18 protein-coding genes and 1 pseudogene are annotated in these 16514 nt (G+C 65.7%); 12 read left to right on the top strand and 7 right to left on the bottom strand.

Translation table 11 applies throughout. The features are described 5' to 3' along the window. Positions 1-22: 22 nt before the first annotated feature. The 5 genes from F3H57_RS09070 to F3H57_RS22510 form a co-directional block, all read right to left on the bottom strand. Positions 23-1342 (bottom strand): APC family permease, encoded by a 1320-nt coding sequence (locus F3H57_RS09070; protein WP_149755587.1) that lies wholly within the window; start codon positions 1340-1342, stop codon positions 23-25. After that, a complete protein-coding gene (locus tag F3H57_RS09065) occupies positions 1339-2055 on the bottom strand; it encodes a TVP38/TMEM64 family protein (protein ID WP_149755586.1) in 717 nt (238 codons plus the stop codon). Before F3H57_RS09065 ends, F3H57_RS09070 begins: the two co-directional genes overlap by 4 nt. Further along, positions 2052-2486, bottom strand: coding sequence for an ion channel (locus F3H57_RS09060; RefSeq protein WP_149755585.1), 435 nt, complete (start codon positions 2484-2486; stop codon positions 2052-2054). The genes F3H57_RS09065 and F3H57_RS09060 overlap by 4 nt, the downstream gene beginning before the upstream one ends. A gap of 12 nt (positions 2487-2498) precedes the next feature. Then, complete coding sequence (locus F3H57_RS09055; protein WP_149755584.1) at positions 2499-2885, bottom strand: DUF302 domain-containing protein; 387 nt, start codon at positions 2883-2885, stop codon at positions 2499-2501. 72 nt (positions 2886-2957) lie between these two features. Further along, positions 2958-3590: a penta-EF hand family protein gene (locus F3H57_RS22510; RefSeq protein WP_223163024.1), complete on the bottom strand. Its 633-nt coding sequence runs from the start codon at positions 3588-3590 to the stop codon at positions 2958-2960. 171 nt (positions 3591-3761) lie between these two features. On the opposite strand from F3H57_RS22510, the gene F3H57_RS09045 reads away from it, so the two are divergent. From F3H57_RS09045 to F3H57_RS09025, 5 genes and pseudogenes are all read left to right on the top strand, one after another. Further along, positions 3762-4484 carry a response regulator gene (locus tag F3H57_RS09045; RefSeq protein WP_149755583.1) on the top strand — a complete coding sequence of 241 codons (723 nt, stop codon included), beginning with the start codon at positions 3762-3764 and terminating at the stop codon, positions 4482-4484. Then, positions 4481-5890 carry an ATP-binding protein gene (locus F3H57_RS09040; RefSeq protein ID WP_149755582.1) on the top strand — a complete coding sequence of 470 codons (1410 nt, stop codon included), beginning with the start codon at positions 4481-4483 and terminating at the stop codon, positions 5888-5890. The genes F3H57_RS09045 and F3H57_RS09040 overlap by 4 nt, the downstream gene beginning before the upstream one ends. Continuing rightward, the gene (locus F3H57_RS09035) at positions 5887-6198 is read left to right on the top strand and encodes an SHOCT domain-containing protein (protein WP_223163023.1); all 312 of its coding nucleotides are present in this window, start codon (positions 5887-5889) and stop codon (positions 6196-6198) included. The genes F3H57_RS09040 and F3H57_RS09035 overlap by 4 nt, the downstream gene beginning before the upstream one ends. Positions 6199-6253: 55 nt before the next feature. Then, positions 6254-8254: pseudogene (locus F3H57_RS09030) on the top strand (heme lyase CcmF/NrfE family subunit). 8 nt (positions 8255-8262) lie between these two features. Continuing rightward, entirely contained in the window at positions 8263-8829 is a 567-nt protein-coding gene (locus F3H57_RS09025) for a DsbE family thiol:disulfide interchange protein (RefSeq protein WP_149755581.1), read from the top strand. A 21-nt stretch (positions 8830-8850) separates the two neighbouring features. Here the strand turns inward: F3H57_RS09025 and F3H57_RS09020 are convergent, their stop codons facing one another. Beyond that, complete coding sequence (locus F3H57_RS09020) at positions 8851-10767, bottom strand: protein-disulfide reductase DsbD family protein (protein WP_223163022.1); 1917 nt, start codon at positions 10765-10767, stop codon at positions 8851-8853. A gap of 338 nt (positions 10768-11105) precedes the next feature. Next, the gene (locus tag F3H57_RS09015; protein WP_223163038.1) at positions 11106-11366 is read right to left on the bottom strand and encodes a DUF2933 domain-containing protein; all 261 of its coding nucleotides are present in this window, start codon (positions 11364-11366) and stop codon (positions 11106-11108) included. Positions 11367-11607: 241 nt separating this feature from the next. Between F3H57_RS09015 and F3H57_RS09010 the strand changes: the two genes are divergently transcribed. From F3H57_RS09010 to F3H57_RS08980, 7 genes are read left to right on the top strand one after another with little or no spacing between them, the layout of a single operon-like run. Further along, positions 11608-12174: a L,D-transpeptidase gene (locus tag F3H57_RS09010; RefSeq protein WP_149755580.1), complete on the top strand. Its 567-nt coding sequence runs from the start codon at positions 11608-11610 to the stop codon at positions 12172-12174. Between the two features lie 29 nt (positions 12175-12203). Beyond that, complete coding sequence (locus tag F3H57_RS09005) at positions 12204-12662, top strand: c-type cytochrome (protein WP_149755579.1); 459 nt, start codon at positions 12204-12206, stop codon at positions 12660-12662. Then, positions 12662-13006 carry a hypothetical protein gene (locus F3H57_RS09000; protein ID WP_107978284.1) on the top strand — a complete coding sequence of 115 codons (345 nt, stop codon included), beginning with the start codon at positions 12662-12664 and terminating at the stop codon, positions 13004-13006. The genes F3H57_RS09005 and F3H57_RS09000 overlap by 1 nt, the downstream gene beginning before the upstream one ends. A gap of 43 nt (positions 13007-13049) precedes the next feature. After that, on the top strand, positions 13050-13658 hold the full coding sequence (locus F3H57_RS08995; RefSeq protein WP_149755578.1) for a c-type cytochrome: 609 nt from the start codon (positions 13050-13052) through the stop codon (positions 13656-13658). A gap of 2 nt (positions 13659-13660) precedes the next feature. After that, positions 13661-14614 (top strand): c-type cytochrome, encoded by a 954-nt coding sequence (locus tag F3H57_RS08990; RefSeq protein WP_149755577.1) that lies wholly within the window; start codon positions 13661-13663, stop codon positions 14612-14614. Positions 14615-14658: 44 nt separating this feature from the next. Next, positions 14659-16050: a multicopper oxidase family protein gene (locus tag F3H57_RS08985; protein WP_076695390.1), complete on the top strand. Its 1392-nt coding sequence runs from the start codon at positions 14659-14661 to the stop codon at positions 16048-16050. After that, a complete protein-coding gene (locus F3H57_RS08980; RefSeq protein WP_076695389.1) occupies positions 16047-16514 on the top strand; it encodes a c-type cytochrome in 468 nt (155 codons plus the stop codon). Before F3H57_RS08985 ends, F3H57_RS08980 begins: the two co-directional genes overlap by 4 nt.

Genomic DNA, 16514 nt, shown 5'->3' with positions numbered 1-16514 from the left:
GGGGCATCCGGTAACTGGAAGGTCAAGCGCCATGTCGATGGTGATGCCGCGGCGGTGGGCGCAGTCGCAGGAAAACGTGCTCGAAGAGGAAGACCACCGCCATCGCGGTGACGGCGATCAGCACGATCGACGGGTCTGCCTGCCATTTCATCGCCGCGAAAGCAGCAAGCACCACGGCGTCGAGCCCGATGGCCGTCAGCAGGATCCAGCCGCGGGCGCCGACTTCGTCGCGCAGGTTCCGGAAGACGCCCCAGTGGATGAGGATGTCCATGACCAGGTAGAAGAACGCCCCGAGCGAGGCGATGCGGCTGAGGTCGAAGAAGACGGTCAGCAGGGAGGCGATCACCACCGTGTAGACCAGCGTGTGGTCGCGGATCACGCCGGGCATCCCGAAATGGCTGTGCGGGATCATCTTCATGTCGGTGAGCATCGCCAGCATCCGCGACACGGCAAAGACGCTCGCAATCAGGCCCGAAGCCGTGGCAACCAGTGCAAGCGCGACTGTGAGGTAGAAGCCGGTGCGCCCGAGCGCGGGTTCGGCGGCCTCGGCCAAGGCATAGTCCTTGGCAGCCACGATCCGGTCGAGCGGCAGACTGCTGCCGACGGCAAAGGCGACCAGCAGGTAGACCAGCGTGCAGACCGCGATGGAGATGACGATGGCGCGGCCGACGTTGCGGTGCGGCTTGGTGATCTCGGCGCCGCTGTTGGTGATGGTGGTGAAGCCCTTGAAGGCGAGGATGGCCAGCGCCATCGAGGCGACGAAGCCGGCTGCACCCGTCGTTTCGCCGCCGCGGCCCGTGGCCTCGAAGCTGAACCCGCCGGCCCAGAGCGCCGCCGCGCCGAAGAGCGTGATGCCCCCGACCTTGAGGGCGGCCATGAGGACCGACAGCCACCCGACCGAACGGTTCCCCGAGATGTTGACCAGCCACGCGAAGAAGATCACGCCGACACTGATCGCGGGCACCAGCCAGGTGTCGCGGGGCATGTCGAGACCGCGCAGCAGGTAGTTGGCGAAGGTCCGCGCCACGAGGCTTTCATTGATCACCATCGAAAGCGCCATCAGCAGCGCGGCGCCGGCGGCGACGGTGGTGGGCCCATAAGCCTTCTGCAGGATCATCCCGATCCCGCCCGCCGAGGGGTAGGCGTTCGACATCTTGATGTAGGTATAGGCGCTGAAGGCGGTCACGACCGCGCCGGCGATGAAGGCGAAGGGAAAGAGCGGGCCGGCCAGGTCGGCGATCTGCCCTGTCAGCGCGAGGATGCCGGCGCCGATCATCACGCCGGTGCCCATTGCGATGGCGTCGAGAAGCGTGATGCTGTCTTTCCGATAGTCGGAGCTCATCCGATGTGTTCCTTGTGTTGTGTCTGTTCGGTCTGCCGTTGGCTCGCTCCCGTTCCGCCGCGCAGGGCCATCAGCACGAGCGGCACCGCGGTCAGCAGCCCGAGGCCGAGGATGATCCATTCCGCCGTGCCGAAATCGCCCTCCACGGCCACGCTGCCGAAGTGCGCGAGCACGAAGCTTGCCGGCAGGATCCCGGCCAGGGTGGCCAGCGCGAAGCGCCAGAAGTGCAGGCGGCTCAGCCCGGCGGCGTAGCTCATCGCGTCGAAGGACACGAAGGGCAGCAGGCGGCTGACGAAGACGGTCAGCGTCAGCGCGTTCTGCGAGCCGAGCAGGCTGTAGTCGCGCTTGTCCCCGAGCATGCGCTCGACCACGCCGCGGCCGGCCCCGCGCGCGATGAGAAAGGCCGAGACCGCGCCGAGCTCGGAGCCGAGCGCGACATAGGCCGCACCCGCGTAATGTCCGTAGGCCGCCCCGGCGGCGAGCGCGATCGGCGCACTGGGCAGCGGGCTGGCCACGACCGCCGCCGTCATCAGGCCGATCACGGCAAGTGGCCCCCACGGTCCGGCGCCCGCGACCCAGCGGGCGACGGTCTCTCGGTCGAGGCCATCGGGCGGCCAGCCGGTCAGCCAGGCCACGACCAACGCGGCCAGCAGAAGGACCCCGGCGCCCGCCGCGACGATCCTGAGTGTCCGCTTCCCCGTGGCTTTTGTCATTCGTTCTCGGCGCGTCGCCAGTTCCTCTGGCACACGGTGAAGAGGTAGGTGGCCGACCATGTCAGGATCATGAAGCCGCCCAAGGATTGAAGCATGGTCACGATCCTGATGTCACCGGCCAGCTCGATCTGCGTGTAGCCCAGCGTGGTGAAGTTCACCCCGGTCAGGTAGATGAGGTCGGCCCAGGACAGCGGGGCGGAGGCGGGTCCGCCCAAGCCGTCCCAGCCCAGCAGCCACCGGTTCGCCGCGGCGAGGCCCAGGATCTCGGCGACGTGGAGAAGCAGCAGACCAATGAAGGTCGACTGTATCGCCAGCGTCGAGCTGGAATCCGGCCGCGGCGCCGCGCGTCCCAGGGAGTAGAGGGCGTAGTGGTGGACAAGGCCCACGAGGGCGACGAGGCCCACTCCTATGGCAATCGCGGCAAGTGTCATGACCGGACGGGATCAGGCGGCATCGACGGCACCGACCAGCATGTCGCGGACCTGGCCGGCGACGGTGTGCAGGTCGTCGTTGTCGATGGCCGTCATCGAGGCGACGGGGTCGATCGCGCTGATCTCGGTCCCGCCATCGGTCTCGCGCAGGATCACGTTGCAGGGCAGCATGGCGCCGACGCGGGGCTCGATCCCGATCGCCTCGTAGGCCATCTTCGGGTTGCAGGCGCCGAGGATGCGGTAGCCGTCCATTTCGGCGCCGATCTTCTTCTTCATCGTCTCCCGGACGTCGATCTGGGTCAGCACGCCGAAGCCGGCATCCGAGAGTGACGCGCGGAGGCGCGCCTCGGCATCGTCGATGGAGACGCCTTTCAGCAGGCGGTCGTGCGTGTAGCTCATGGAACTGCTCCTTTCCGAAGGGTCGGGCCCGGTCGGGCGGACCGGGCCATGGGTCAACGCAGTGCAGCCGATTCAGTTCTGGTCCGGCATGCCCTGCATCATCGGGCGGTCGCCCGTGTCATCGCCCTGCATCATCGGCCGCCTGTCCGGGTCGCCGCCGCGCATCCGGGCCACGCGGCCGGCAAGGGCCTTCATTTCCCCCGAGGTGATCGTGCCGTCACCGTCCGCGTCAAGATGCTGGAAGCGGTCGACCATGGTCTCGCGCAGCATCGCGGCGTGCCACTCGGCGAACTCGTCGAGGTCCAGCGCGCCGTCGCCATCCGCGTCGTAGTCCTCGAGGCGCGACTGCATCATCCGGCCGGGCATGCTCCCGGGCATGTCGTTCATCATGTCCGGGAGCATCATCATCTGCATCATGTCGCGGTCCATCATGGACATTCCGCCCATGCCGGGGCCGCCCATGAAGCCCATGCCCGGGCCCATCGCATCCGAGCCGTGCATCTGCATCATCATGCGCATCATGTGCTCCATCATCTCTTGCCCGTCGCCGCCCATCGGCATGGCGCCGCGGCCCATGCGCGGCTCGTCGGCGCCCATGCGAGGCCCCGAGCCATCGCGATCGTGGTGGCCGCTGTCGGCCAGGGCCGCTCCGGCGATCAGCACGGTGATCGCGGCAATGCTTGCTGTTCTTGCGAGTGTCGGCATGGAATCCTCCTGTTCTCTGGGTCGATGCCCATGACGTGGGAATGATTGCGCAAAATTGAATGTGAGTGCATCAGCGGAATTGTAACGGTCTGTCGCAGAGCGGGTGCCTGATACAATCCGCTACAAATCCATTGATGAAACCCGGTCCTCCATTCCGGTAAAATCAAGGGCATGGGCCAGCCTCCGCATATTCTTGTCGTGGACGATCACGCGCAGATCCGCGAGAGCGTGACGCGCTATCTCGCGAAGAACGGGATGCGCGCGACCGCGGCGAAGGACGCCGCCGACATGGATGCGAAGCTCGCGGCCGGTCATTTCGATCTCGTCGTTTTGGACGTGATGATGCCCGGCGAAGACGGGCTCTCGGCTTGCCGCAGGCTGGCCGCCGAGGGCGCGGTGCCGGTCATCATGCTGACCGCTCTCGGAGAAGAGCCGGACCGTATCGCAGGGCTCGAGATTGGGGCCGACGACTACCTCGCCAAGCCGTTCAACCCGCGCGAACTGCTGGCTCGGATCAGGTCTGTCCTGCGGCGGAGCAGCCGGGGTGAGCCCCTCGCCGGCAAGCTGGCCGGGCGGAAGGTGCGGTTCGAGCATCTCGTGCTCGACACCGACCGGCAGATCCTCATCGACGACGATCAGGGCGAGATCCCTCTCACCGACTCCGAGTTCCGGCTGCTGGTCGTCATGCTCGAGCGCGCGCGGATGGTGCTGAGCCGCGACCAGCTGCTCGACCTGACGGCGGGCCGCACGGCGGGACCGCTCGACCGGACGATCGACAACCAGATCAGCCGCCTGCGCCGCAAGATCGAGCCGGATGTCCTGCGTCCGAGGATCATCAGGACGGTGCGCAACGGCGGCTATTGCCTGGCCACGGACGTGGAGGAGCAGGCGTGATCTCGCGACATATCAGTTCACTGCGGGTCCAGTTGATTCTGCTCGTCGTCGCGGCACTTGTCGCGGGCCAACTGGTCAGCCTGTTTCTCTTTGCCGATGAGCGAAGCCTTGCGATCCGCGCCGCCCTGGGGTTCGAGGCGGCAGGCCGGGCGGCGAACGTGGCGCGGCTGATCGAGGAGGCGCCGTCCGACCTTCACCCTTCGATCGTCAGGGCCGCGAATTCGCCGCTCGTGCGCTTCGATCTGTCCGGAATCGCATCGGTTCAGCATTCGGATCATTCCGACGGCGGTCTTGTCGAAACCCGGATCCGGACCCTGCTCGACGACAGCTACAGCCGCGATATCCGTGTCGAACTGCACGAGGTCGAAGGCCAACTGATGCCGTTGCCGAACCTGTCGCGTGAAATGACCGACATGCACATGGCGATGATGCGGGGCGAATTGACGGCGGTCGAGATGAACCTCTCCATCGCGATCCGGGGCGGACAGTGGCTGAACGTCGGAACCCGGTTTGAGCGTCCGCCGATCCAGTGGCCGCTTTACTCGATGCTGACCTTCGCCATGTCGGCGGGGCTTCTGCTCGTCGTGGTGATCTGGTTCGTCATGACGCGCCTGACCGGCCCGTTGCGGCGGCTGGCCCGCGCGGCCGACAGCCTTGGTCGCGGCGAGGACGTGGCCGAGCTTCCCGTGGCGGGACCGACCGAAGTGCGCGACCTGACCGGGGCCTTCAACCGCATGCAGGACCGCCTGACCCGCTTCGTGGGCGACCGGACGCGGATGCTGGCCGCGCTGGGGCATGACCTGCGCTCGCCGCTGACCGCGATGCGCGTGCAGGCCGAGATGGTCGACGACACCGAAACGCGCGACAGCCTCGTCGCCTCGGTCGAGGAAATGCAGGGCATGGTCGATGCGACGCTGACCTTCGCGCGCGGGCTGACCGGGTCCGAGCAGCCCGAGACCGTCGATCTGCACGATTTCCTCGAGGCTCTGTGCGCGGACATGCGCGGCGGGTTCGTCATCGACGCGGGCCCCCGGATCGAAGCGCGCCTGCGGCCGAACGCCATGCGGCGGGCGCTGCGCAACGTGATCGAAAACGCCGACCGCTACGGGGGCGGCGCCACGGTCGGTTGGAAACGCCAGGGCGATACCCTCGTGGTGACGGTCGAGGACGATGGCCCCGGCATTCCCCGGGACAAGATCGAGAAGGTCTTCGACCCCTTCTACCGGATCGAGGAGTCGCGTTCGCGCGAAACCGGGGGACACGGCCTGGGTCTGTCGATCGCGCGGACAATCGTCCAGGCGCATGGCGGTGACATCACCCTTGGAAACCGGGAAACCGGCGGGCTGCGCGCGGCGGTCTCGATCCCGCTCGCCCCGAAACCACCTGAAGAAAGGAGAGAACGATGACCTTCAAACTCTGGAGCATGACCGCCCTTGCGAGCCTTGCCGCCTCGACGGCCCTGGCCGATCCCGACGGCTCATGGGACGGGCACATGATGTGGGGCGGCGGCTACGGCGTCTTCGGCGGCCTGATGATGCTGGTCTTCTGGGGCGTGATCATCGCCCTGATCGTGCTGGCTGTTCACTGGCTGCGTGACAACAGCGGCACCGGCGGCAAGTCCTCGGACGCGCTCGAAATCCTGCGTCAGCGTCTGGCGAAAGGCGAGATCGACGAAGAGGAGTTCCGGCGGCGGAAGGCCGCGCTCGAGGAGTGAGGCGCGAGGCGTGACGCATCAGGACCAGTGAAAGACAGACAGAGGGACAGACATCATGATACCTGAAATCGGGCATTTCGCCCTCGCGTTGGCCTTGTCTCTCGCTGTGGTCCAGAGCGTCCTGCCAATCCTCGGGGCCTCACGCGGCAACGTGCGGTGGATGCAGTCTGCCCGGTCTTCCGCGATCGGGCAGGTGTTTTTCGTTGGAGTGGCCTTCGCGGCGCTGATGCGGTCATTCGTGGTCAGCGACTTCACCGTCAGGAACGTGGCGGAGAACTCGCATTCCCTGAAGCCACTGCTGTTCAAGATCGCGGGGACCTGGGGCAGTCACGAAGGCTCGTTGCTTCTTTGGGTGCTGATCCTGACGGTATTCGGTGCCGGCGTGGCCGTGCTGGGATCGAACATCCCGGCAGCCACGAAGGCGCGCACGCTGTCCGTGCAGGCCTGGATCAGCGTCGGGTTCCTGTCTTTCCTGCTGTTCACCTCCAATCCGTTCGACCGCGTATTCCCGCCTCCCGCGGACGGCAGCGACCTCAATCCCCTGCTGCAGGACGTGGGGCTCGCGATGCATCCGCCCTTGCTCTATTTCGGCTATGTCGGGTTCTCGATCGTGTTTTCCTTCGCCGTCGCGGCCCTGATCGAGGGACGCATCGATGCCGCCTGGGCGCGATGGGTCCGGCCCTGGACCCTGGCCGCATGGATGAGCCTGACCGCGGGGATCGCCCTTGGGTCGTGGTGGGCCTATTACGAGCTGGGCTGGGGCGGCTGGTGGTTCTGGGATCCGGTCGAGAACGTCAGCTTTATGCCCTGGTTGCTCGGCACGGCACTCCTGCATTCGGCCATCGTGACCGAGAAACGCGATGCATTCAAAAGCTGGACCATTCTCCTGGCCATCCTGACGTTCTCGCTGTCGCTTCTGGGCACCTTCATCGTGCGCTCGGGGCTGCTAACCTCGGTCCATGCCTTCGCCGTGGATCCGGAGCGGGGGATCTACATCCTCGGACTCCTGGCTCTTTCCATCGGCGGCTCGCTGACGCTCTACGCCTGGCGCGCGCCGGTCATGGAGGGCGGCGGATTGTTCCGTCCAATCAGCCGCGAGGCCGGGCTTTTGGTCAATAATCTGATCCTGGCGGCCGCAACCGGAACCGTCCTGTTCGGAACCTTGTATCCCTTGCTCCTCGAGGCCCTCACGGGCGACAAGATCTCCGTCGGACCGCCCTTCTTCAACGCGGCGTTCGTGCCCATGATGCTCGTGCTCGGCCTTTTCATGGGTGCCGGCCCCTTCCTGTCATGGAAGCGCGCGGATCTTGCCGGCGTTCTTCAACGGGTCCGGTTCGTCGCCGGGCTGGCGGTTCTTGTCACTCTCGCCGTCTGGTACCTGATCAGCGGCGGTCCTTTCCTGGCCTATGTTTCCATTCTGATCGCGGTATGACTGCTTCTGGCGACTCTCCGGGAATGGGCGTTGCGGATCAAATTCATGGAAGCTCCTCTGAGCGAGACGCTGCGCCGGGCGCGCAATCTGCCGCGTGCATCGCAGGGCATGACGCTGGCGCACGTCGGCCTCGCCGTGGCAATGATCGGCATGATCGGATCAAGCGCTTGGAAGAGCGAAGAGATCGTCTTCGTCACGCCGGGGACCGACGTAACGATCGCCGGATTCGACGTGACCTTTACCGGTGCCGAGCGTCTGCGCGGCCCGAATTACATCGCGGATCGCGGCAGGCTCGAGGTCCGGCGAGACGGCGAGCCGGTGACAACGCTCTACCCGGAGCGGCGGAGCTATCCCGTGGCGCAAAGCACGACCACGGAATCTGCGATCCGGTCGACACTTGCGGGCGATCTTTATGCTTCGATCAGTGAGCCCGCCTCGGAAGATGCGGCCAGCGGCGAAGCCTGGACGCTGCGTATTCTCTACGAACCGCTGGTCAATTTCATCTGGCTCGGTGCCTTGATGCTGGTGGCAGGCGGCGCGCTCTCGCTATCGGATCGGAGGCTGCGCGTGGGGGTGCCGCGCCGAACCCGCCCCCATGGCGACCTGCGCCTGCCTGCAGAATAGGAGACCCCATGAAACGCCTGTTTGCAGTGGTGCCGTTGGCTGTCGCCGTAGTGCTCGGAGGATTTTTCCTCTGGGGGCTGAATCCCGAACGCGACCCGAGCGAAATTCCGTCGGTCCTGATTTCGCAGCCCGCACCGGAATTCGATCTGCCTTCCGTTCCCGGTGTCGATGTGCCGGGCCTGGGGCGCGCAGACCTGACGGACACCCCGGGCCCCGTGGTCATCAACGTCTTCGCCTCGTGGTGCGTCCCGTGCAAGGCCGAGCATGCCGTGCTGACGCGGTTCGTCGAGCGTTACGGCCTGCGTCTCTTCGGGATCAATTACAAGGACGAACCCAAGGACGCCGCGACCTGGCTCTCGGATCTGGGCAACCCCTACGCGCGGATCGGCTCGGATCGTTCAGGACGCGCGGGCATCGAATGGGGCATATCCGGCGTCCCCGAAACCTTCATCGTCGGCCGCGATGGGACGGTGCTCTACCGCTATGTCGGCCCCATCGTGGGGGAGGAGGCTGTCGCGAAGTTCACCACCGCACTGACCCAGGCCGGGGCCCTTGATCGGGAGTTGGGCTCATGATCCGGGCCCTGTTTCTGATCATCATGCTGGGGTTGCCTGGGCTGGCGAATGCCGTGGAGCCGGACGAGATGCTGGCTGACCCGAACCTCGAAGCTTGTTGGCCTTGCAGGTGAGGCACCAGTCGGCCGTGACATCGACGAAGACGACCTCTCCGCGCGACACGCGCCGCGCGATTTCCGCCCGGTCGAAGGGCATCCAGCTGAGCGAAGAGACCGCGACTTCGGTCGCTTCCGTTTTGGTCAACTGGGGAACTGCGATCAGGGGCAGCCCGGCGCATGCGGCGACGATCGGCCAGCGGGCGGCCGAGGGCAGACGTGGGACGGAGAGAGTGACCGCCAGCGCCAGCGCCAGCCCGCCTACGGCAGCTGCCGCGGCTGTCCCGGCCACACCTGCCATCACCCAGAGAAGCCAGGCCACCGTGGCCATGAGCAGGCCCCCGAGGAGAAACCTCAACGCCACCATCCAGCGCCCGGGCTTCGGCAGGAGCGAAATGGCGCCCGGCACGGCTGCGACCAGGAGGTACGGCACGGCCAGCCCGATCCCGAGGCTGGTGAAGACGATGAAGATATCGATACCTCGCCCGGCCAGTGCGAAGGCGATGGCCGTCCCGAGGAACGGGGCCGAACATGGCGTCGCCATGACAGCGCCGAACATGCCGGTCAGGAAATCCGCGGCATGCCCGTGTCCGCGTCCGGAATTCGCCAGCCGCGTCTGCAGGCCGGAGGGCAGGCTGAACTCGAAACCGCCCAGCATGTTGGCAGAGAAAACCGACAGCAGCAGCACCATCGCCGCAAGGAACAGCGGGTTCTGGAATTGCAGCCCCCAGCCGACCACGACACCGGCCCGCTGCAACAGGAAGAGGATCAGCGCCAGCCCCCACATGAATGTCAGGGCGCCCCCGGCGGCGGCGAGGAAGCCCGCGCGCACCGTGCGCCTATCCTGCTCGCCGTGTTTCATGACCGTCGAGAGCTTTATCGAGAGGACCGGCAGCACGCAGGGCATGACGTTCAGGATCAGTCCCCCGAGGAAAGCGACCAGTGCGATCCAGATCAGGGTTTCGATGCCGGGGGCGGCGGTCGCGATGCTGAAAGGTGGGGCAGGGGCTTCGGCAGCACGGTCCGGCGTGACGGTGAAGGCTCGGTCCGGGCCGTCTGTCACCGTGAGGACCGGATCGTGAAGCGTCGCGTCGTCGGTCGAAAGGACCGGCAGCGTGGCCCACATTCTGCGCCCGCCGTCGCCAAGCCGGACATCGGGTTTGCCGAGAGCGTTGTCTGCGCCGAGTTCCGGGAAGACGTCCGGGTCCTTGAACGGTGTGGCGCTGCGAAGCGAGATGGTGAGCGCGGTCGTCTGGTTGTCGAGATGGAAAAGCGCCTGATCGACGCCGATGCCGTCCCCCTCAGCTGGAACGCGCGCCAGAAAGCCGGCGATACGGTCGGCGACCGGCTGATCGATTCCGTTACTGGCCGGCAGATCGAGGCTCAGGTGGAAATCCCGCGGCACGCAGACGTCTGAACAGACGAGCAGCGAGACTTGCGCCTCAAGCTTTGCCGGCTCTCCCGGTCGTGCGAGTTCGATCCGGAGCGGGAAGACGACTTCGCCGTGGTAGCCGAAGTTCTCGATACCGAAGGCCGTGAAGCGCTCAGGGGCGGGCCAGAGGAATTCCACCTCCGCGATGTTCTCCGATCCCGCCCAATCCACCGATGGTGAGATGCCGACTTCACCTGGTGACCGCCAGTAGGTCTTCCAACCGTCGCCAAGGTCCAGGTCCAGCCCCCCTGATAAGGTTCGGCCGCTGTCGGGCACTCCGTCCTGGGCAGAGATCAACCGCGCCGTGACGGCGGGGGACTCATATGGCTGCGAGGACGCGGCATGGACGGCTGGGGCAGTGCCGAGCGCCGCGGCCGCAATGACCATGACGAAACGAAATGTCGTCAGCATGTTATGGAGCATCTTTCGGGATTTCGTAAGTGGCGGGAAAGGATCGGCGATCTCCCGGACAAGCGGACATGCCGTGAAGCTCGTTGCAACGCCACCGGCAGAACAGGACCCGTAGTCGCGTGATCGCTGTCGTCTTCGACAGGGGGGATCATGACCCAAACACGAAGCCCTGGCGGCCGTCATCGCATTCGAGCCTTCGCAAGTCCGTGCCCGTTCTGTCCGTCACGCGACACCCCCGGGGAAGAGCGACACCCTCTTCCCGGGTCGACAGCGCGCCGGTATCGCGAAAGCACTCGGCAAGAGAGGCCGAGCATCCGCCGAGCGCAAGCAGCAATGCGCTAACCTTCAAGACTTGTGGCGTGGACACCCGGGCTCCCCGTCCGACTTTCGTTCCCTGGCCGATCGTCGGCAACCGGTATGGACTCAGCGATGAGCTTGGGAGCTGTTTCACCGTCCCCATGGCAGGACTTGCCCATCATCCTGTGCATGACAACATGGCCCCCGGCGCACAGGATCAACGGGGCGAAAATCCCGGCATTGGCCCAGAGACCTGAAACGCTACCTCCCGTAACGAAGAATGCGCCGACGGGGATCAGCATGACCGCGCAGCAGGCCATCATGCCGTATCGCATGAGCTTGTTGCCTTGGGGGTTGCCAGGTCGATTTGCGTGTATCATGGTCGCCTCATCCTTCAGAAATTGTCGCTTCATTTGCCGCCCTCCCGGAGTGGAAGGTCAAGGATACAAACCGATACATTTCTCGCAGGCTTGTCAGGTTGTCGCACGCACCTTCTCGGGTATTCATCTTCTTGGAACAGGCAAGGAAGAAGGACACAGGCAGATGAAGGCAGATCGTTCGATCAACTTGAACCGGCGCGGACTGATCGGCGGTGCTCTCGCCCTGATAGCCACGCCGGGTATCGTTCACGCCGCCGCCGATAAGGCGCGGCGCAACATTTCGTCGTTCCGCACGCACGACTGGCGCGATCACTTCGACCGGATCGGAAACGGCATCATCATCGCCGACACCACGTCGAGGATGCTCCAGCACTGGACGGGAGACGGCGAGATGCGCATCTACCCGACCTCCGTCCCGCTGACCGAGGACCTCACCCGCCGCGGCTACACCGAGGTTGTCGAAAAACGCGAGAACCCGGGCTGGGGCCCCACGGCGTCGATGCGGGAGCGCGATCCGACCTTGCCCGCTTACGTCGAAGGCGGCGACCCGCGCAATCCGCTCGGCACGCGCGCGCTTTATCTCTCGTGGCAGTACTACCGGATCCACGGCACGCAGGACACGCGCAAGATCGGGCGCCGCTCCTCGAGCGGTTGTATCGGCCTCTACAACCGGCAGATCGAGGAGGTCTATGAAAGGGCGCCCGTAGGAATCCAGGTCAAGCTCATCTGAGTTTCGGAAAGAGAAAGAAAGACAGGTACATGGACAAGCTGACCGTGATGGTGGCCGTCGTTCTGGCCGGGGGGTTTGGAATTGCGGGCTGGCAGTTCCTGCAGCCCGCGGCCGCGCCGACGGGGCATTCGATGACACCGCCTGACATCAGTGAGGTTGCCGAAGGCGCTCCGATTGCGGAGGTCAGCCTGCCGGAAGAGCTTTCCGGCAACGCCCAACTGGGGAAGAAGATCTTCGAGGCCAAGTGTTCCAGTTGCCACGGTCAGAGCGCAGCCGGACAGAATGGAGTCGCGCCGCCACTGGTTCATAAGATCTACGAGCCGAGCCATCATTCCGACATGGCGTTTGTCGCGGCGGCTCAGAACGGGGTGCGGTCGCATCATTGGGATTTCGGCAACATGCCCCCGGTCGAAGGCGTGACGCCGGGCGACGTCAAGATGGTCGTGGCCTATGTCCGCGAACTGCAGCGGGCAAACGGGATCGAGTGATGATCCTGCGGCGTGCGAACGGATTGCTGAACGCCCTGGTTCTGCTTGCCGTGATGTTCGTGGCGGGCGTGCCCGATACCGCGTCGGCTCACGCGGACGATCACGCGCCGTCCCGCTCGGCGGCCCTGCATGAGGCACATGACTCACCGGTCCACCAGTCGGACGAGGAGGGCGCGGGGCATTGCCATCCCGGGCTCGACTGCTTCACGGCCGCCGTTTTCATCCTGGCGGTGGACATCACGCCGCCTGAATTCGTCACCACGACGGCATACCTCACGCCGTTCCACATGGTTGACGACGTTCGCCCCGACATGGACCTCCCGCCGCCGCGCCGGCATTCCTGAACAACCCATGAACCGGAATTCAGGACGACGGAGTAACGATACGATGAAGAGAACGACCATTCTGGCAGCAATCGCCGTGACTGGAACGGCGGCGGCCGCCCTCGCACACAGCGGCGCGACGGGCATCGTCAAGGAACGCATGGAAGCAATGAAGGCCATGGGCAACGCCGTGAAGACGGTCACCCCGATGATGCAGGGCGAGGCCGAGTATGACGCCGATGTCATGCGCGACGCCGCGCGCACCTTCCAGGAGCATTCGGGCGAGGCCCTGACCGAGCTGTTCCCGGAAGGCTCCGACGGGGCACCCTCCGAAGCCAAGGACGTGATCTGGTCGGACTGGGAGCGGTTCGAGGAGCTTGCGAGGTTGCTCGACGTCTACGGCGAGGGCCTGGAAGGCGCCGCCGGCAACGGCATGGCGGGTGGCGGCAACATGGGCGCAGGATCCATGATGGGAGGCAGCTCCGGCATGGGGTCCGGCTCCATGATGGGAAGCGGGTCCATGATGGGCTCTGGCTCGGGCATGATGGGCGATGACGCGTCCGACATGATGAGCGCGGAGGACATCGCCGAAATGCCGGCCGATGCGGCGTTCAACATGACGACGCAGGTCTGCTCGGCCTGCCATTCGCGGTTCCGGGCGGAAGACGACTGACCATGCGTCGGATAATCTATTGGTCGGTCGGGGCGGCGGCGCTTGGCGGCGCCGCCCTGGCCGCGGTGATCGCATGGCCGGTCGGCAGCGCACCCGCGCCGATCGAGCTGGAGGGTAACGTCGACAGGGGTGCCTACCTGGCGCGCGCCAGCGGCTGCATCGCCTGTCATTCGAATTTCGAGGCAGGAGGCGCTCCCCTGGCGGGCGGCGCTCCGCTCGAGACGGATTTCGGCACCTTCTACCCGTCGAACCTGACCCCGGACCCGGAGCACGGGATCGGAGACTGGACGGCAGAGAGCTTTGCCAAGGCGGTTCGCCAGGGCATAGGCCCGGACGGCGAACCTTATTTCCCGGCCTTCCCCTATCCGTTCTACGCGGAGTTCTCGGACCAGGACATCGCCGATCTCTGGGCAGCGTTCCAGACCGTGGCGCCGGTGGCCGAGCCCGCGCCCTATCATGACGTGAGCTTTCCCTTCGACCAGCGGTGGGGGTTGAAACTCTGGCGCGCCGCGTTTTTCTACGAGCCTAAGTCAGAGCCTGTGCCGGATCGCAGCGACGCGTGGAACCGGGGCCGCGAACTCGTGCGCGGCGCGGCGCATTGCGGGGCCTGCCACACGCCGCGGAACCTGGCGGGCGGCCGCGACCTTGGCGCCGTCTTCGCCGGCAATGCCGAGCTTCCGGGCGGCAGCAAGGCGCCGTCCATCCGGGCCGAAGACCTCGAACAGAACGGATGGACGGTCTCGTCGCTGGCCTATGCGCTGCAATCGGGCCTCACGCCCTCGGGCGACGCCTTTGGCGGCAGCATGGCCGAGGTCGTCCGCGAAGGCACGCGGTTCCTGTCTCCACAGGATCGCGAGGCGATGGCGATCTACCTGTTCGACGCGGAGGTAGGCGGGGCAGACGACATCGTGAAGGAAGAAGGGGGGTCCGCAGAGCGGAAGACCCGGATCGACTGAGAAAACGGCGGGGCCATCGGCCCCGCTCTGAAAGGAATGAACCGATGACACCCACAAGGCGTGATGCCCTGAAGCTGGCCGGACTTGCTGGGCTTGGCGCGGGCCTCCCGCGGGGGCTCTTCGCCGCCGAGGAGATCCCCGAACTCGCGGCTCAGGTCGCTCGGCTTCAATTGCTGCCCGACAGTTACCCGCAGACCGAGGTCTGGGGCTATGGCGGCACCATCCCGGGACGCGAGATCCGGGTGGGGCAGGGCCAGCGCCTGCGCCGGCGCTTTGTCAACGACCTGCCGCAGGCCAGTTCGATCCACTGGCACGGGATCCGCATCGACAATGCGATGGACGGGGTATCAGGCCTGACGCAGGACGCCGTCGCGCCAGGCGGCACCTTCGACTACGATTTCGTGACGCCGGATGCCGGGACCTACTGGTATCACGCGCACAACAGGTCCTGGGAACAGGTGGCACGCGGGCTGCATGGCCCGCTGATCGTCGAGGAGGCCGGGGCGCCGGATGTCGATCGTGAAGAGGTGCTCGTTCTCGACGACTGGTTGCTGAACCCCGAGACAGGCCAGATCGACGACAGTTTCGACCATCCCATGATGATGAGCCACGGCGGACGCACCGGGAATTACGTCACCACCAACGGGCGTTACAACCTGTCGCTGCCCGTGCGACGGCACGAGCGGCTGCGCCTGCGACTGATCAACGCATCGAACGCCCGGATTTTCCCGCTGAAGCTGTCGGGGCTGGAGGGCTGGATCGTGGCCCTGGACGGGATGCCGCTCGCCACGCCAGCCCCGGTGGAGCATGTCCTTGTCCTTGGCCCGGCACAGCGGACGGACCTGATCGTCGACGTTTTGGCAGAAGAAGGGGAAACGGCAGACCTGGTCCATGTCGGCGATGCCGAGAATTTTTCGCAGGTCGTTTTCACTGTGTCGGGCACGGCCAGCCAGACGCGGCGCGCGGCGCCCGTGGCCCTGCCGCCGAACCCGAAGATGGATCTGCCGGACCTGGCCGGGGCGACTCCGCTGCGGCTCGTCATGTCGGGCGGCGCGATGGGGCGCATGGACTCCGCCATCCTGAACGGCGAACGCATGGCTTTCCGCGAATTGGCGGCCGCGGGTCGGTTCTGGGCATTCAACGGCGTGGCAGAGATGACAGATACGCCGCTGGCCGACTTGGGGCTGGGCGAGACCGTGCTGCTGGAGATCGTCAACGACACCGTTTTTCCCCACGCCATGCACCTGCACGGCATGCATTTCCGAGAGGTGTCCGAGGACGGCGCGTTGGGACCGCTTCGGGACACGATCCTTGTTGGCGGCAGGGAGACGCGCGAGATCGCCTTCACCGTCGACAATCCCGGCGACTGGCTGTTCCACTGCCACATGCTCGGTCACGCGGCCTCGGGCATGACGACATGGGTGCGGGTCACATGAGGGGCGTTGTCATCGGGACAGTCTTCGCGGTTCTTGCGGCTGCGGGCTTCTGGTTCGTCCTCGGGCAGGGGACGACCGAGAATGCCTCTGCGGCGCCGGTGGACATCGCCGAAGGCAAGGCGCTCTACGCCGAGAACTGCGCCTCCTGCCACGGAGCCGAGCTTGAGGGCCAGCCCGACTGGCGCTCACCCGGCCCCGATGGGCGTCTGCCGGCGCCGCCGCATGACGAGACGGGTCATACCTGGCATCACCCGGACAGCGTCCTGTTCGACTATACCAAGCTGGGCGGAGAGGCCCTGATGGCGCAACGTGGCATGGAATTCGGCAGTGGCATGCCGGGTTTCGGTGACAGCCTGACGGATCAACAGATCCGAAACATTCTGGGTTACATCCGCTCGACCTGGCCCGAAGACGTGAAACAAGCCCAGGCAGAACGAACGAAAGCGGACAATGGAGCGAACTGA

This window comes from Roseivivax sediminis (genome assembly GCF_900112685.1).
Lineage (GTDB): Bacteria > Pseudomonadota > Alphaproteobacteria > Rhodobacterales > Rhodobacteraceae > Roseivivax > Roseivivax sediminis.
This window is presented reverse-complemented; position numbering and strand designations above follow the sequence as displayed.

Coding starts and splice junctions, on each gene's coding strand:
- F3H57_RS09070 (WP_149755587.1), bottom strand. CDS start 1,342: ATGAGCTCCGACTATCGGAAAGACAGCATCACGCTTCTCGACGCCATC.
- F3H57_RS09065 (WP_149755586.1), bottom strand. CDS start 2,055: ATGACAAAAGCCACGGGGAAGCGGACACTCAGGATCGTCGCGGCGGGC.
- F3H57_RS09060 (WP_149755585.1), bottom strand. CDS start 2,486: ATGACACTTGCCGCGATTGCCATAGGAGTGGGCCTCGTCGCCCTCGTG.
- F3H57_RS09055 (WP_149755584.1), bottom strand. CDS start 2,885: ATGAGCTACACGCACGACCGCCTGCTGAAAGGCGTCTCCATCGACGAT.
- F3H57_RS22510 (WP_223163024.1), bottom strand. CDS start 3,590: ATGCCGACACTCGCAAGAACAGCAAGCATTGCCGCGATCACCGTGCTG.
- F3H57_RS09045 (WP_149755583.1), top strand. CDS start 3,762: ATGGGCCAGCCTCCGCATATTCTTGTCGTGGACGATCACGCGCAGATC.
- F3H57_RS09035 (WP_223163023.1), top strand. CDS start 5,887: ATGACCTTCAAACTCTGGAGCATGACCGCCCTTGCGAGCCTTGCCGCC.
- F3H57_RS09025 (WP_149755581.1), top strand. CDS start 8,263: ATGAAACGCCTGTTTGCAGTGGTGCCGTTGGCTGTCGCCGTAGTGCTC.
- F3H57_RS09020 (WP_223163022.1), bottom strand. CDS start 10,767: ATGCTGACGACATTTCGTTTCGTCATGGTCATTGCGGCCGCGGCGCTC.
- F3H57_RS09015 (WP_223163038.1), bottom strand. CDS start 11,366: ATGCTGATCCCCGTCGGCGCATTCTTCGTTACGGGAGGTAGCGTTTCA.
- F3H57_RS09010 (WP_149755580.1), top strand. CDS start 11,608: ATGAAGGCAGATCGTTCGATCAACTTGAACCGGCGCGGACTGATCGGC.
- F3H57_RS09005 (WP_149755579.1), top strand. CDS start 12,204: ATGGACAAGCTGACCGTGATGGTGGCCGTCGTTCTGGCCGGGGGGTTT.
- F3H57_RS09000 (WP_107978284.1), top strand. CDS start 12,662: ATGATCCTGCGGCGTGCGAACGGATTGCTGAACGCCCTGGTTCTGCTT.
- F3H57_RS08995 (WP_149755578.1), top strand. CDS start 13,050: ATGAAGAGAACGACCATTCTGGCAGCAATCGCCGTGACTGGAACGGCG.
- F3H57_RS08990 (WP_149755577.1), top strand. CDS start 13,661: ATGCGTCGGATAATCTATTGGTCGGTCGGGGCGGCGGCGCTTGGCGGC.
- F3H57_RS08985 (WP_076695390.1), top strand. CDS start 14,659: ATGACACCCACAAGGCGTGATGCCCTGAAGCTGGCCGGACTTGCTGGG.
- F3H57_RS08980 (WP_076695389.1), top strand. CDS start 16,047: ATGAGGGGCGTTGTCATCGGGACAGTCTTCGCGGTTCTTGCGGCTGCG.